This window comes from Rhodanobacter sp. C03 (assembly GCF_002001175.1).
Classification (GTDB): domain Bacteria; phylum Pseudomonadota; class Gammaproteobacteria; order Xanthomonadales; family Rhodanobacteraceae; genus Rhodanobacter.
Genome location: NZ_MUNT01000001.1, coordinates 77,244 through 92,475, shown reverse-complemented (window position 1 = coordinate 92,475; position 15,232 = coordinate 77,244). Strand labels below are relative to the sequence as shown.

The following is a 15,232-nucleotide window of genomic DNA, read 5'->3' as shown; positions in this document are numbered from 1 at the left end:
GCGCTGTCATGGCGTTGCCAGTCCGCGGCGCAGGCTAGAATCCCCTCAAATCCGCCAAGAGCGAGCCACGTGTCAATCAGCGCCTATAGTCGTTCCGAACACCTGCGGGCCGTGTGGCCTTGGCTGCCGCTGTGGACCCTGGTGGCCTTGCTGGCGATCTTTTCGCATGGCCCGATGCCGCTGTATTCCACCCGAACGCTGGCGGTGGCGTGGGAGATGTGGACGCACGGTCACTGGCTGGTACCGCATATCAACGGTCAGCCCTACAGCGAAAAGGCCCCATTGCTGTTCTGGCTGATCCATGTCGGCTGGTTCGTATTCGGCGTGAACGATGTCTGGCCGCGCGTGCTCGAAGTGCTGATCGGCGGTACCCAGCTGGTGCTGGTCTCGATGCTGGCGCGGCGGCTGTTTCCAAGCCGGCCATGGATGACCAAGGCAGCGCCATGGATGTTGCTGGCGCTGGGCTACGCCTTCCTGTTCGGCCTGCAGATCATGTACGACGTGTTGCTGGCGGTATGGACGCTGGCCGCGTTGCTGTGCCTGACTCCGAAATTGCATCGGGCCGAGCCACGCTGGCTGCTGTTCGGCTTGTGCATCGGCCTGGGCCTGCTGACCAAGGGCCCGGTGATGTTGCTGCACATCGTGTTCCCGTGGCTGCTCGGGCCATGGTGGAACGACTGGGCGCGCCAGCATCGCGCACGCTGGTATGGCGCTGGCGTGCTGTCGATCCTGCTCGGCGGCGCGATGCTGCTGGCGTGGGCGCTGCCGGCCGGATTCTCCGGCGGCGAGGCGTATCGGCAGCGGCTGTTCTTCACCCAGACCGCCGGGCGCGTGGTCAACAAATTGGCGCAAGGCAAGGATCTGCAGAACCATGCGGAACCGATCTGGTTTTACCTGCTCGGCTTGCCGTTGCTGCTGTTCCCGTTCAGCGGCTGGCCGCGGGTGTGGCTGGCTCTGGCCAGCCTGCGCCGACCGCTGGAACCAGGCCTGCGCTTTGCCTTGTGCTGGCTGCTGCCCAGCCTGATCGTGCTCTCGCTGATCAGCGGCAAGCAGTTGTATTACCCGCTGCCGGAATTCGGCGGCATCGTGTTGTTGATGGCCGGCGCGATCGCGGTGCTGCGCGAACGCCGCCCTGCGCTGGCCGACAATGGCTGGTACGGCACCTGGCCGCTGGGCGTGGGCGGTATCGTGTTCGGGCTGTTGCTGTTTGCGCTGCCACTGCTGGTCGCCGGCAATTATCTGCATGGTGAATGGCCGGATGCCGCCGCGCCCTACAGTCGCTACTTCGGCGCGGTGTTCGTAATACTCGGCGCGTTGCTGCTGCTGCGCGGGCGTGGCGAATTGCGCCGGCTGGCGGTCGCCGGCCTGGTCGGTGTACTCAGCCTCAATACCCTGTTCACGCTGACCCTGTGGTCGCGCTGGGACTTGCACCCGACGGCCCGTTTGCTCGGTGTCGCCGGGCAGGCACAGCACCCGATCGGCTACCTGGGCAACTACGAGGGCGAGTTCCATTTCGAAGGGCGGCTGACCCAGCCGATCAGCGAGCTGTTCGGGGATCAGGCCATGCTGGATTTCGCCCGCAACCACCCGGATGGCCTGATCGTGGAGCACCCGGCGAAACTCGACGCCAGCGCCCTGCGCTATGCCCTGCTGGTGCAGCCGTTCCGCTCGTCGTGGCTGGTGGTATGGCCAGCCGTCTCGCTGGCCGACCTGCGCACGGGCGTCACCCCGCCGGAGCCACCCCAGCCAACCCTGGTCTATCCGGCCGACGCCTGGCGTTACAGCACGCAGCCATGAATGCTCCACTGATCGCCAGCCTGCGCCAGCAGTGCGGCGGTCCGCGCGACGGCGCGCTGCTGCGCTTTTCGCTGGGCAACGCCTTGCTGGGCGACGGTGCGGTCGATGCCGCGATCGATGAACTGCGCCGCGCCCTGGAGTTCGATCCCACCTACTCGGCAGCGTGGAAGCTGCTCGGCAAGGCCTGCCTCGAAGCCGGCCAGATACAGGCCGCCGCCAGCGCGTGGCGCAGCGGCATCGGCGCCGCTGTCCAGCGTGGTGACAAGCAGGCCGAAAAGGAAATGACTGTGTTCCTGCGCCGGCTGGAAAAACCTTAGCCGTAATTGCGCGCGATCCGTAGGAGCGACTTCAGTCGCGATGCTTTTCCTTCATGCCAAAGCGTATCGTGACTGAAGTCGCTCCTACCCATTCTCACGGTCATACGGACTGATCAGGCCATCGGCCGAATAGCGCTTGTACTGCCACTGGTATTGCGCAAAGGCCCACTCGACGCAGTCCTGCACACCCTGGTTCAGCGCGGCGCAGGCGATGGCTGGATCGGCATCGGCCAGCCGCTCCGGCGCCGGGAGTATCTGGATGCGATAACCGGCTCCGCGCGGCAGGCGCTCGGCAAACGCAAACAGGACGGTCGCGCCAGTGCGTGCGGCCAGCCGTGGCAGCAACACCATGGTCAGTGCCTGGCGGCCGAAGAAGGGTGCGAACGCACCTTCGCCGGCACGCGGCTTCTGGTCCGGCAGGATGCCGACCGTGCCACCGGCCGCCAACCGCTTGTACAAGGTGCGCACTCCGGCGCCATCGGCACGCACCTGCTCCGGCGCCAGCGCGCCGCGCACCTTGCGCAGCAGCTGCTCGACCGCAGCGATCCGCGGCGGCCGATACAGAATCGCCATCGGCGTCTTGCGGCACAGCCAGTAATTCAGCAACTCCCAACAGCCCAGGTGTGGCGCCGCGATGATCACGCCCTTGCCGGCAGCGAGCGCCGCATCCAGCAGCGCCTCGCCACGCACTTCGCGCACCAGCGCCAGCGCGCGCTCGGCACCGGTACCCCAGACCTTGACGATCTCGCTGATTGACTTGCCGCTTTCGCTCACCACTTCGCGCAGCAGGGCCGTCTGCGCCGCGTCATCCAGCGACGGCCGCACGATGCGCAGATTAACCGCGGTGTTCTGCACCATGCGCCCACGCTGCCACAGCAGCAATCGGCCCAGGCCGCTGCCTATGGCGTGCAGCGCACGCAGGGGCAGCAGCGCCAGCAGGCGCAGCAGCAGATAGAGGAGGTAGATGTCGGCACGCATCCGCACAGTTTACGGGAGCCTGCCCGCTGCACCGAGATCACGGCAGCAACCGGCTATCTTTCGCCGGCTCCAACTGCACCGTAAGCTAGCCACTTCATCACTTGGCGGCCCGCCATGATTGCCCTGATCCAGCGTGTCCTTTCCGCTCGTGTCGATGTCGGCGAGGCAACCGTCGGCGCGATCGGCCCTGGCCTGCTGGCTTTGGTCGCCGTGCAGCCGGACGACGGCGAGGCGCAAGCCAAGCGCATGCTGGAACGTCTGCTCGGCTATCGCGTGTTCGCCGACGATCACGGCAAGATGAATCGCTCGCTGACCGATACCGGCGGCGGCCTGTTGCTGGTCAGCCAGTTCACCCTCGCGGCGGACACCCGTTCCGGCATGCGCCCCAGTTTCACCTCTGCCGCGCCGCCGGAGCATGGCCGACACTGGTTCGATCGACTGCTGGAACTGGCGCGCATCGCGTATCCGGGGGTGGAAACCGGCCGCTTCGGTGCCCATATGAAGATCCAGCTGGTAAACGATGGCCCGGTAACTTTCTGGCTCGACACCGGTTGAGCAGGCATACACGAACCACCCGCGGCGCGCAGTCAGCAAAAACACTGCAAGGTCGCGATTTGGCGTGATTTTTGCGTGCCCTGTTTGAACTTTTTCTCACTTGAAAACTGGTCAAAAAAGCAGCACATCGCTATAATGTCCGGTTCTTGAACCCCGCGGTGGTCGGTTAATTAATGAACAGCAAAGCTCCCCACGAGCAACAGTCCGAAATCAAGGCGCTTATCTCCAAGGGTCTGGAGCAGGGCTACCTGACCTACGCCGAGATCAACGACCACCTGCCCGACGACATCGTCGATCCGGAGCAGATCGAAGACATCATGGCGGTGCTCAAGGGCGTCGGCATTGAAGTGCACGACGCCGCGCCGGACGCCGACCCGCTGGCCGACAAGGCCGGCAGCAGCACCGACGACGAAGCCGCCGCCGAAGAAGCCGTGGCGCTGCTGTCCGCCGTCGACGCGGAAGTCGGCCGTACCACCGACCCGGTGCGCATGTACATGCGCGAGATGGGCACGGTCGAGCTGCTGACCCGCGAGGGCGAAATCGCCATCGCCAAGCGCATCGAGGAAGGCCTCGGCCAGGTGCAGACCGCGCTGGCCAGCTTCCCGCTGACGATCGAACTGCTGCTCGAGGAATATGACCAACACCTGGACGGCAAGCGCCGCCTCAGCGAAATCCTGGCCGGCTTCCTCGACCTGGAAGAAGCTGCCGACCTCGCCCGCAAGGAAAAGGAAGCCGCCGCGCTGCTGCTGCCGGAACCGGATCCCAGCGACGAGACCGAAGCCGACGACGACGAGACCGCCACCGAGGATGAGGAAGAAGCCGGTCCGACCGGTCCCGACCCGGAAGAGGTCAAGCGCCGCATGGAGCTGCTGCGTGACTACTACGGCAAGTTCCAGAAAGCCGCGCCGAAAGCCGCCAGCATCCTCGACAAGAAGATCGTCAAGCTGCGCGACCAGATGGCCGAGGAGTTCCTCAAGCTCAAGCTGCCGTCCGCGCTGATCGATGGTTTCGTACGCAAGCTGCGCGAAGTGGTCAACGACATCCGTCACCACGAGCGCGTGCTGATGGACATCTTCGTCAAGCAGGTGAAGATGCCGAAAGCCGAGTTCATCAAGACCTTCCCCAGCAACGAGGGCAACCTCGAGTGGGCGGCCGAACTGGGCCGCAAGCGCCAGAAGTGGTCGCCGAACATCAAGACCCACAAGGAAGCGATCGACGCCGAGCAGGAAAAGCTCGCCACCATCGAGCGCAAGCTGTTCCTGCCGCTGATCGACATCAAGGACATCAACCGCGCCATGGCCAGTGGCGAGGCGAAGGCCCGTCGCGCCAAGAAGGAAATGGTCGAGGCGAACCTGCGCCTGGTGATCTCGATCGCCAAGAAGTACACCAACCGCGGCCTGCAGTTCCTCGACCTGATCCAGGAAGGCAACATCGGCCTGATGAAGGCGGTCGACAAGTTCGAATACCGTCGCGGCTACAAGTTCTCGACCTACGCCACCTGGTGGATCCGCCAGGCGATCACCCGCTCGATCGCCGACCAGGCGCGCACCATCCGCATCCCGGTGCACATGATCGAGACGATCAACAAGCTCAACCGCATTTCCCGCCAGATGCTCCAGCAGTTCGGCCGCGAGGCCACGCCGGAAGAACTGGCCAAGGAAATGGAGATGCCCGAGGACAAGATCCGCAAGGTGTTGAAGATCGCCAAGGAACCGATCTCGATGGAGACCCCGATCGGCGACGACGAGGACTCGCATCTGGGTGACTTCATCGAAGACGGCAACGCCAGCTCGCCGGTCGATTCGGCCACCGAGACCGGCCTGATGGAAACCGTGCGCGACGTGCTCGCCGGGCTGACCCCGCGCGAAGCCAAGGTGCTGCGCATGCGCTTCGGCATCGACATGAACACCGATCACACGCTGGAAGAAGTCGGCAAGCAGTTCGACGTCACCCGCGAGCGGATCCGCCAGATCGAAGCCAAAGCACTGCGCAAGCTGCGTCATCCGAGCCGCTCCGAACAGTTGCGTTCGTTCCTCGACGTCGATTGATCCGGGTCACATCGGTATCAACATCAAAGGCCGCAAACGCGGCCTTTGATGTTTTCGGGGATCAACCAGACGGAAAATGTCGTACTGGCCTGCACGTGTGGTTTGGCGGCAATGCTTGGTACCATGTGCACTCGGGCCTATAGCTCAACGGTTAGAGCAGGGGACTCATCGAAAGGTGCCGCCATGCAGGAATGCGTGGACGGGAACGGGATGAATTCAGGGAAACCTCAGCGGCGCACATGCGGCCGGTGGCAACCCTGAGCCAAGCCGGCGGTACACCGCCGGAAGGTGCAGAGACTACCTGAGGGCTTCAGCGCCCTTGATCACAGGCTCGAGCGTCCCGCACCCCACCCGCCACAAGCGGAGGGTGAAGAGATAGTCCGCGCCGGAGGGAAACCTTCGGAATACGCGAATCCCTTGGTTCCAGGTTCGAATCCTGGTGGGCCCATTCCTCAACTTCCACCTTAAGCACTTTTGCGCATTTCATTTAAGTTTGCGCGGTTGCGCAAACTTAAATGAACACCCAAGAAAGTTTGCTCGTCTCCAATACCTTGGCATGGCCCAAATGATCCGGCTTGGTTTCAGATCGAAATGGGATAGCCGGCGTGCACTCTGACAAAAGCTGTCCAGATGGGCTATTAGCAGTTGATCAGCCGGGAACGTATTGGTCAGCGCCGTTCGTCGGCCGCCGACATCGTAGTGGCGCCGAGTTCGATAGCGTGACGTTTCTCGTGAACAGTCAGTTCTGCGCGCTCCGCACCACCGTCTGCGCGGCATTCGTCACTCATTTTCTCGGATGCGTGTGGACTGCTGCCGGCTCCGTGGACACCATGAGAGCGCAAGGCGCTAGGGATTGTTCCCCGGCGAAAACAGCCCCCGTTCACTGCGTAACTCGAACCTGTCCCCCGACCATATGGGAGCACTCTCGATGGATACGACGCCACGAGAGAGCGAATACGTGTAGGTAGGGTGCCCGCGGTACTTAGGGGACCGACACGTGATGCGGTAGGCGTCACCTCCGGGCTGGGCGACGCTTTGGCAGGACAGACCGTGGTACTTCCACTGCTTCATCGGCATGGCTTTCGGAATGACGATCTCCAGCCCGCTAGTCATACAGTAAAAGGCTTCATTACCGCAATCTTCGTAACTAACGCCAAAATCACTATCCATAGAGCCAATGCGTGCGCGCACCTTACGTTGCATATCCACCCAACCTTTCGCGACATCGATGACGATGGCTAGGTTGTTGGGTCCAACGGTCCCATCATAAATATAGCCCCTAGCCTGCTCGACACCGTGCGCCGCCGGGATCAGACCGGAAACCAAGGTGACAACCACTGCGACAAGTGCGACAACGCGTTGCATGGTTTATTTACTCCCATAATAAAGCTTGTCAGCGGCTTCATTGTATTCATCCTGATGGAGGGCGTTCCAGCCCTTCATATTGCCGTAGTAAACATTTTTTAAGGCGCTTTCTTTCGGAAGTGTATGGATCCCTTCATGCACAAAGGTTCGCTCCAGATCGGTCGCGATGTTTGCCGTACCACCGTTACGGTCGGACGTCACCGCATTCTTGAAAATCATGGTCTCTGGCGTGTAGTTAAGGTAGTAATTGCTGGTTGCTGCCAGACCGCCGCCCAGCGTCTGCGCCCGTGCAGAGGCAGATACCGGACCCGTGTCCACTCTGGCGTTGACTAACCCGCTTGCCACATCGCCGGCTCTGGCCTGAAAGGACACACCCTTCACGGTGACCGTTGTCGTGACACCGGGGTGTGAGTTCAGACGGTTGACCGCGTTGGTGTAAGCCTTTTTCACAGCCTGGATCTGTTTGGCGGAAAGCCCTCCTTTGTTACCGTCCAACTGGCAGCTATAGAGCCCTCTCACCGATGGCGTGCAGGTGGTGCCATCGGGGTCGATGTTGAGGATGGGGTTGTCGTTGACGTAGGCGAATCGGTTGAAGTCGAACGGGTTGCCGGCAGTGGGAGTCTTCGGATCGACACTCAGAAAACGCCCCATCGATGGGTCGTAATATCGGTGCTGCATGTAAACCAACGCCGTGTCGGGATCATTCACATGCCCCGTATACCCCGGCCCGCTCGGCGGCATGCCCATCACTTGGGTACCATACGGCGCGTAGTGGTACGTCGCCGTAATGCTGCCACTGGTACTGGCCTCCGCCAACGGCGTGCCCAGCGGATCGGAATACACGCCCCTGCGTCCGCTTGACCAGCGAGAGGCATCCCCAAAAAGAACCCGGCGGCATCCAGCCGCCAGGTAACACACATGGCCAACTTCAATGCTTGAAAGTCAGGGTGCAGGCGGTGCCTTGGCGAAGGCACGCCATGCGATCAGCAGGTTGGTGGCGTTCACCGAACCCAGACCCGAGGCAAAGCTCCAGCCCGGCTGGGCACTGAACGCCTTGTTGGACGGGGTATAGCTGGTGGGGTTGGCGTCGCTGGTGGTGAGGCCGACATTGACCGACAGGGTGTCGAAACCCGTGTTTTGGACAACGAAGGAGTTGTAGTAATAGCAATTCGGCGTCGCGAACGTCTGACTGGCGTACACACCTGTACCCGTCTGACTGATACAGGCGGTGGAAATCGAACCGCGGGTGACATTGTGGAACACGCAGCCACTCGTACCGGTGGCACCATTGTCGGCATTGCAGGTGCTCAGGCTCGCCGAGTTCGGCTGTGACGCGGTGCCGTATTCGTTGGCCGCCAGCGCATACAGCGTCGGTGCTGCATTGCCCTGATCCTGGGGCAGGCCACGCGCCGCCAGACCCTGATCGATCAACGCCTGGATGCCGGCGAACATCGGTGCAGACAGCGACGTGCCGCTGATGAGGCCGACGCTGGCGCCGCTCGGATCCGGATTTGTTGGCGTGCCGGGGCTGAAATCCGGGGTGCACACGTAGCCCGCCGAGCACACCGCCACGAAGGTGTCATTGCCAAACGAGCCAGCGAACAACGCCACGTCAGGAACGTCACGCGACTGGTCCGCTGCCGCGTTGTAGACCTGACTTTGCCAGGTCGGCTTGCGGTCGACCGACGACGGGCCACCGCTGGCGGCTGCGGAGCTTTCCCAGTAGTACTCGTAGTAGGCCAAGGGGGTCAGCAAGGCGGGCGGGTGGAGGTAATAACGCACGGCGTCATTGCAGAAGCCGATCACCTTGGCGTAGCCCAGCGACTTGGCGGCCACACCATTGCCGCACGAATTGTTCCACGGAATCTCCGGTACATAGGAGAGCGCCGAGCCACCGACGACGCTCGGCGTGGCTGCGAAGTACTTGCTGGTGGTGCCATCGATGATGTCGGCCAGGTCGGTACCGCCGACGGCGGTGTCGTTCGGCGAAGTCGCGAGCGCGTTGGCATCGACCGCGGTATTGCCTTGCTGGCCGTTGATCGTGGAGAAGTCGAATATCGAGCCGAAGCTCGGGTTGGAGCCGGAGTCGCCGGTGGCGACGAACACCGAAATACCCTCGACGTCGGCTTGCGCCCACATCTGGTCGATCGCCGTCTTGCTGGCGCTGTCGGTGAAGTATTCGCCATATTGATAGCTGGCACTGATGATGTCGGGACGGCCGCTCGTTTCGTTGACCAGATTGGTCGCCGCGATGAATACACCGCCAAAGAAATTGCTGGTTGCGTAGTAGTAGTTGCCGTTCTCGGCGTAGAAGTCCGAGCAGGAAGCCACCTGAATGTTCGCGCCCGGCGCCATCGCCGTCGACCATTCCGCATCCAGCACGGGTTCGTCATTGTCCAATTGGCCGCCGTATACCACGTCCGGGTCATAGCAATTGGTGGCGCCGCTGCTAGGCGCCGGCTGGAACTGGCTGAAGGTACCGCCGTATTTCGCCAGGTTGAAGGTGCTGACGAAATTGGCCCAGTCCGCCGGCACCATGTCGGAACCTTCGACCACCGCGATGGTGACGCCCTTGCCCGTCACGCCATTGGCGCGGATGGTGGGGATGCCGTACATGGTCGCCAAATCGTTCGGCACCAGGGCACGGAGGGTGCCTTGCGGGTTGGCTCCCGGATAACTCACGCTGATCGCCTGGCCCTTGCCGCCAGCGTTGCTGGAAGCCTTCGGCTGGCTGAGCACCAGGGATTTCCTGGTAGCGTCCCACTTGGCACCCTTGATCGGCGTGCTCATCGGCTGCGGATGGAAGTCATTGAGACCCATCACACCGGCCACCACATCCTTCAACGCCAGTGGAATGCTGATGTCGCCGGCGTTGGCGATGTGCTGTTCCTTGGCGGTGCCGCCGTTGTCGAGGTTGTAGATATTTTCCTGGGTATGGAACGCCGCCCTCAGCTGACCGACGGTGCCGCTGAAATCGATCTGGGTCTTGTTCGGATACACGTTGTTGACGGTGAAGCCCTGCGACTTCAGCCACAACGTGACCGCTGCGACGTCGCTGTCCATCACGCCATAGGCTGCACCGAACTGCTCCGGGGTCAGCCACTGGTGAAAGCTGGACGACTTCGGGTTGTGCTGGTCGGCGATCAGGCTGGTCAGCGCGGCCCGCCGCGCGGCGCTCGGCTTGAGCACCAGCTGCAGGTGGTTCATCTTGAATGAATCAGCCAGTGGCTTGCCCGGTACGGTCGTCTCAACGAACTTGAGGTGCGTCTTCGCCAGCGGGGACACCAGCTGGTTGTTGATCGTCTGGGTGATGCGCGGCGCCTCGCCGGTTGCCGATGCAAAATTGTTCGCTGCTACCGGCTGCGCCAAGGCCGGTGCACCGGCGAGCGCTGCGGCGATGGCGGCGCTGAGAATCAAATGCCCTTGCTTCATGGTGGATATAACCCCTTTGCATAGTTGGTCGAAAAGTTGATGGCGATGGAGCCCGTGGCTTCCATCAACCATCAGCTTGCAAGCGTGGTTTCATTACGGCGCCGGTGGCGGTGCTGCTGGAGCGCCCACGAAGGCACGCCAGGCGATCAGCAGGTTGGTGGCATTCACCGAACCCAGACCGGCCGCAAAGCTCCAGCCCGGCTGGGCACTGAACGCCTTGTTCGACGGGGTATAGCTGGTGGGATTGGCGTCGCTGGTGGTGAGGCCGACATTGACCGTCACCGTATCGGCACTTCCTGCCGTGCCCACGTAAAGGAAGGAGTTGTAGTAATAGCAATTCGGCGTCACGAACGATTGCGCAGCGTACGCACCCGTACCCGTCTGGCTGATACAGGCGCTGGACATCGAACCGCGGGTGACATTGTGGAACACGCAGCCGCTCGTGCCGGTGGCGCCGTTGTTGGCGTTGCAGGTGCTCAGGCTCGCCGCATTCGGTTGCGACGCGGTGCCGTATTCGTTGGCCGCCAGCGCATACAGCGTCGGTGCCGCATTGCCCTGATCCTGGTTCAGACCACGCGCCGCCAGACCCTGATCGATCAACGCCTGGATGCCGGCGAACATCGGTGCGGCCAGCGACGTGCCGCCGGTGAGGCCGACGTCGCTAGGATTCGGATCGGCTGTCGTGCCGGGGGTGAAGTTCGAGCTGCACGCCACGGATGACGCGCAGACGACCACGTAGGTGGCATCGCCAAACGAACCAGCAAACAACGCCACGTCCGGAAGGTCACGCGACTGGTCCGGCGCCGCGTTGTAGACCTGGCGCTGCCAGGTCGGCTTGCGATCGACCGAGGACGGACCACCGCTGCCGCCTTCGGAAGTTTCCCAGGTGGTCTGGTAGTACTGCATCAAGGTGGTCGGCGGAGTCGGCAGATTCTCCAGCCAGGTAGCCATGGCGGCATTGCAGAAACCGATCGCCGACGCGTAGCCCAGCGACGTGGCGGCCACGCCGTTGCCGCACGACTGGTTCCACGGAATCTCCGGCACATAGGACAGTGCCGAGCCGCCCACCACGCTCGGCGTTGCCGCAAAGTACTTGCTGGTGGTGCCATCGAGGATGTCGGCCAGATCGGTACCACCGACGGCGGTGTCGTTCGGCGAGGTCGCAAACGCGTTGGCATCGACCGCCGCGTTGCCCTGCTGGCCGTTGATCAGGCCACCGTTGAAGCTGGGGTTGGAGCCGGAGTCCCCGGTGGACACGAACACCGAAATGCCCTCGGCATCGGCCTGCGCCCACATCAGGTCAATCGCGCTCTTGCTGGCGCTGTCGACAAAGTACTCGCCGTAGCCGTAGCTGGTGCTGATGATGTCGGGACGGCTGCCGTTCGGGGCATTGACCAGGTTGTCCGCCGCGAGATACACGCCACCGAAGGAGTTGCTGGTCGAGTAACCGGAGAAGTCCGCGGTGTAATCCGAGCAGGTGGCGACCCAGATGTTCGCACTCGGTGCGATGGCAGTGGACCACTCAGCATCGAGCACGGTTTCATCGGACTCGCCGAAGAATCTCACCGAAGGATCGGCGCAATTGTTGGGGCCGCTGGGTGGCGCCGGGTTGAACTGGTTGAAAGTACCGCCGAATTTGGCCAGGTTGAAGACGGTGGTGAAATTGGTCCAGTCCGCCGGCACCATGTCCTGGTCTTCGACCACCGCGATGGTGACGCCCTTGCCCGTCACGCCATTGCCGCGAATCGTGTTGATGCCGTACATGGTCGCCAGATCGTTGGGCACCAGGCCGCGGATCGTACCCTGCGGATTATCTCCGTTACCGCTCACGCTGATCGCCTGGCTCTTGCCATTGCCGATGCTGGGAGCCTTCGGCTGGCTGAGTACCAGAGATTTCTTGGTGGCGTCCCACTTGGCAGCCTTGATCGGCTTGTTCATCGGCTTCGGATGGAAATCATTGAGGCCCATCACACCGGCCACCACATCCTTCAACGCCAGCGGAATGCTGATGTCGCCGGCGTTGGCGATGTGCTGTTCCTTGGCGGTGCCGCCGTTGTCGAGGTTGTAGATGTTTTCCTGGGTATGGAACGCCGCCTTCAGCTGACCGACGGTGCCGCTGAAATCGATCTGGGTCTTGTTCGGGTACACGTTGTTGACGGTGAAGCCCTGCGACTTCAGCCACGACGTGACCGCGGCGACGTCGCTGTCGGCCACGCCATAGGAGGCACCGAACTGCTCCGGGCTCAGCCATTTCTGGAAACTCGACGACTTCGGGTTGTGCTGGTCGGCGATCAGGCTGGTCAGGGCCGCCTGCCGCGCAGCGCTCGGCTTGAGCACCAGCTGCAGGTGATTCATCGTGAACGTATCGGCCAGTGACTTGACCGGCGCCGTCGTCTCGACAAACTTGAGGTGGGTCTTCGCCACCGGGGACACCAGCAGGTTGTTGATCGTCTGGGTGATACGCGGCGCCTCGCCGGTACCGGCTGCCGTGACGAGATTGCCTGCAGCCATCGGCTGCGCCAGGACCGGCGCGCCGGCGAGCACCGCTGCGATGGCAGCACTGAGAATGAAATAACCCTGCTTCATGGTGGATACAACCCCGTTGCGTAAGTTGGTCAAAAGTCGATGGCGCACTTGTTGGATCTATCTTGCGAACAGCACCTTGCCTGCACAGCGTTGCCACATCCTGCGGGCGTCTTGCACTGCTAGGGAAATTCAACCCGGAAGGCAAAACATCCATACCTGTTCAATGCATTGCGCACACTCCCCCGGTCCTTGGCGGTATAAACCGCCAAAGAGCGCACGCATACTGAACAAGATCTACGACGGTATCCCTCAGGATATTGCGGCTGTCGGCAAACACTCCCTCGACAATGCTTTGGAAACCATCCTGTCTTGAAGCCGTCTTTTCCCTACCGTCGATTCGAGTATTGACACAGACACCGACGTGCGCAACCGAATGTGCTGATGGATTTCCCACTTTGGTAGATATCTACCAGCCGTTTAGCCGTCTATTTGGATGAATCGCAATAACTTGCGATAGCTTGCCGCAAGGCACGTTCCATCAGACAGCCGATTGCTATACCTGGGCTTGCGGCCTGCCGGTCGGATACATGTCCATGGCTGCATGCCAGCCCAGCTGGAAACGCGTACGTATCCCGTAATGCTTCAAGAGTTCACCGACACGTCGATTGAGCGTCATCGCGGATATGTTCATTTCAGCGGCGATCGCTTTGTCGTTGAGCCCTGCCGCCAGCAAGGGAATCAACTGCTCAGCCGCCTTCGTCAACCGGGAGGAGGGATGACTCACCTCCAGCGTCCCGGAAGTTTCCGTCACGAAGGGCGTTGCCCGCTCCCAGACCAGATCGAAAAGCATGCACATGGCATCAAGCAAGGCAGACGGGCGTACCAGCAAGGCAGCGCCGCCCATATTGTCGGAATGTAAATTGATGAGGCCCAGGCGCCGATCGACCACAAGCATCTTGAACGGAAGCACGGCGCATGTTCTGGCCTCTTCGCCCATTTCTATCGAGTGCCGCAAACTCTCGATCGCACCCGGTATCTCAAGAAAGCTGGCATCGGATACAACTTTTGCTTGCGTGCCTGGCAGCACCGGTTCCGAATCGCGCGGAAAATAAAGCGGGGCCCGTTGGAAACCAATAATTTCGTGCTTGACCGCCTTGAACAAGCGATCAACAACCTGGGCGAGTACGGCACCGCTGTTGATGACTTCCACAACCTGCTCACGTTCTTCCGCGTCCACGTTCAGCTTGGCCCGGCTCTTGAGTTTCGGTATGGCGAGTCGTGCCTTTTCAAGCCCGGACTGGCGTTGGTTGATCAGCGCTTCGACAGCGACTTCCGGTGGAACGGCGATATAGCGCGGCGGCCGTTCGGGCGAGTGGGATGCCAGTCCATAGGATTCAATAGCGTCAAGCAACCACTGCGCTTTGTTCGGTGGCAGGCCGAGCGCGGCTGCCACGTCTTCCATCGTCGCCGTATGCTGCTCCAGGACAATGCCATAGGCGCGCTCTTCCAGTTCACTGACGCCAAGAGCCTCCAGCGATCTCGTCCAGGTCGGAGATGGCAACGCGATCTGTTCCTGCGTCGGCACCTCAGCCATGCCCTTGGCGCCGGCGCCCTTTGCGACTTTTCGATGCTCGCCCGGATCGACCCCCTCAGCCAGCATCAAACGCGCCGCGTCACGCTTCCCGCGAGCCTCCTTCACCCCGATTTCCGGAAAAGTCCCCAGCGACAGGCGCTTCTCTTTGCCACCGTAACGGTATTTCAGCCGCCAAAGCTTGCTACCCGCTGGGGATACCTCCACATACAAACCACCGCCGTCGTAGAGACGCTGGGGTTTCTCGGCCGCCTTGGCCATACGTATTGCGGCGTGGGTCAGAGGCATGTTGTTTCACACCACCATTTCGTATGCTTTCGATGCCCCCAAGCATGCCCCGTCCGAGATCAATTGCCAATCTCGCTAAGCAGCGTCTGCCTTGAGAGATAGCCTGACCTCTTTCCCGCGCGGGCTTCAGAACGACCGGTCTCCCGGCACCGGCTCGGGTACATTCCGGATACGCACAGGAATGACATCGGGATGTATCAGACCCTTTTGCGGTTTATGGTCATGGAATGGGATGGCAAGCCAGTTGCGTGCTGCGAACAGAACTGCATCCCATTCGTTTTCGCAGCTGCCGCTCTGCCTTAAGCACTTCGTAAGCGGATCACCGGATAATCCAC

10 protein-coding genes are annotated in these 15,232 nt (G+C 61.8%); 4 read left to right on the top strand and 6 right to left on the bottom strand.

Translation table 11 applies throughout. The features are described 5' to 3' along the window. Nucleotides 1-69 precede the first annotated feature (69 nt). Together B0E48_RS00340 and B0E48_RS00335 are read left to right on the top strand one after the other, a co-directional pair. Entirely contained in the window at nt 70-1,797 is a 1,728-nt protein-coding gene (locus B0E48_RS00340; protein ID WP_077515481.1) for a glycosyltransferase family 39 protein, read from the top strand. Continuing rightward, nucleotides 1,794-2,114 carry a tetratricopeptide repeat protein gene (locus B0E48_RS00335; RefSeq protein ID WP_077515480.1) on the top strand — a complete coding sequence of 107 codons (321 nt, stop codon included), beginning with the start codon at nt 1,794-1,796 and terminating at the stop codon, nt 2,112-2,114. Before B0E48_RS00340 ends, B0E48_RS00335 begins: the two co-directional genes overlap by 4 nt. 84 nt (nt 2,115-2,198) lie before the next feature. Here the strand turns inward: B0E48_RS00335 and B0E48_RS00330 are convergent, their stop codons facing one another. After that, entirely contained in the window at nt 2,199-3,092 is an 894-nt protein-coding gene (locus tag B0E48_RS00330; RefSeq protein ID WP_077515479.1) for a lipid A biosynthesis acyltransferase, read from the bottom strand. 114 nt (nt 3,093-3,206) lie between these two features. Here B0E48_RS00330 and dtd point away from each other — a divergent pair, with 114 nt between their 5' ends. Then, entirely contained in the window at nt 3,207-3,647 is a 441-nt protein-coding gene (gene dtd, locus B0E48_RS00325) for a D-aminoacyl-tRNA deacylase (RefSeq protein ID WP_077515478.1), read from the top strand. A 173-nt stretch (nt 3,648-3,820) separates the two neighbouring features. Beyond that, entirely contained in the window at nt 3,821-5,695 is a 1,875-nt protein-coding gene (gene rpoD, locus B0E48_RS00320) for an RNA polymerase sigma factor RpoD (RefSeq protein WP_077515477.1), read from the top strand. 846 nt (nt 5,696-6,541) lie between these two features. On the opposite strand, the gene B0E48_RS00315 is transcribed toward rpoD, so the two are convergent. The 5 genes from B0E48_RS00315 to B0E48_RS00295 form a co-directional block, all read right to left on the bottom strand. Further along, the gene (locus B0E48_RS00315; RefSeq protein ID WP_139350106.1) at nt 6,542-7,060 is read right to left on the bottom strand and encodes a hypothetical protein; all 519 of its coding nucleotides are present in this window, start codon (nt 7,058-7,060) and stop codon (nt 6,542-6,544) included. A 3-nt stretch (nt 7,061-7,063) separates the two neighbouring features. Continuing rightward, on the bottom strand, nt 7,064-7,903 hold the full coding sequence (locus B0E48_RS00310) for an RHS repeat-associated core domain-containing protein (protein ID WP_077515475.1): 840 nt from the start codon (nt 7,901-7,903) through the stop codon (nt 7,064-7,066). Between the two features lie 99 nt (nt 7,904-8,002). Then, entirely contained in the window at nt 8,003-10,492 is a 2,490-nt protein-coding gene (locus B0E48_RS00305; RefSeq protein ID WP_168170264.1) for a protease pro-enzyme activation domain-containing protein, read from the bottom strand. A gap of 93 nt (nt 10,493-10,585) precedes the next feature. Further along, entirely contained in the window at nt 10,586-13,078 is a 2,493-nt protein-coding gene (locus B0E48_RS00300; RefSeq protein ID WP_077515473.1) for a protease pro-enzyme activation domain-containing protein, read from the bottom strand. A gap of 493 nt (nt 13,079-13,571) precedes the next feature. Beyond that, nucleotides 13,572-14,897: an integrase arm-type DNA-binding domain-containing protein gene (locus B0E48_RS00295; protein WP_077515472.1), complete on the bottom strand. Its 1,326-nt coding sequence runs from the start codon at nt 14,895-14,897 to the stop codon at nt 13,572-13,574. Nucleotides 14,898-15,232: the final 335 nt, after the last annotated feature.

Bases quoted from the DNA above. Each gene is read 5' to 3' on its own strand.
- B0E48_RS00335 (WP_077515480.1), top strand. From the start codon at position 1,794: ATGAATGCTCCACTGATCGCCAGCCTGCGCCAGCAGTGCGGCGGTCCG.
- B0E48_RS00330 (WP_077515479.1), bottom strand. From the start codon at position 3,092: ATGCGTGCCGACATCTACCTCCTCTATCTGCTGCTGCGCCTGCTGGCG.
- dtd (WP_077515478.1), top strand. From the start codon at position 3,207: ATGATTGCCCTGATCCAGCGTGTCCTTTCCGCTCGTGTCGATGTCGGC.
- rpoD (WP_077515477.1), top strand. From the start codon at position 3,821: ATGAACAGCAAAGCTCCCCACGAGCAACAGTCCGAAATCAAGGCGCTT.
- B0E48_RS00315 (WP_139350106.1), bottom strand. From the start codon at position 7,060: ATGCAACGCGTTGTCGCACTTGTCGCAGTGGTTGTCACCTTGGTTTCC.
- B0E48_RS00305 (WP_168170264.1), bottom strand. From the start codon at position 10,492: ATGAAGCAAGGGCATTTGATTCTCAGCGCCGCCATCGCCGCAGCGCTC.
- B0E48_RS00300 (WP_077515473.1), bottom strand. From the start codon at position 13,078: ATGAAGCAGGGTTATTTCATTCTCAGTGCTGCCATCGCAGCGGTGCTC.
- B0E48_RS00295 (WP_077515472.1), bottom strand. From the start codon at position 14,897: ATGCCTCTGACCCACGCCGCAATACGTATGGCCAAGGCGGCCGAGAAA.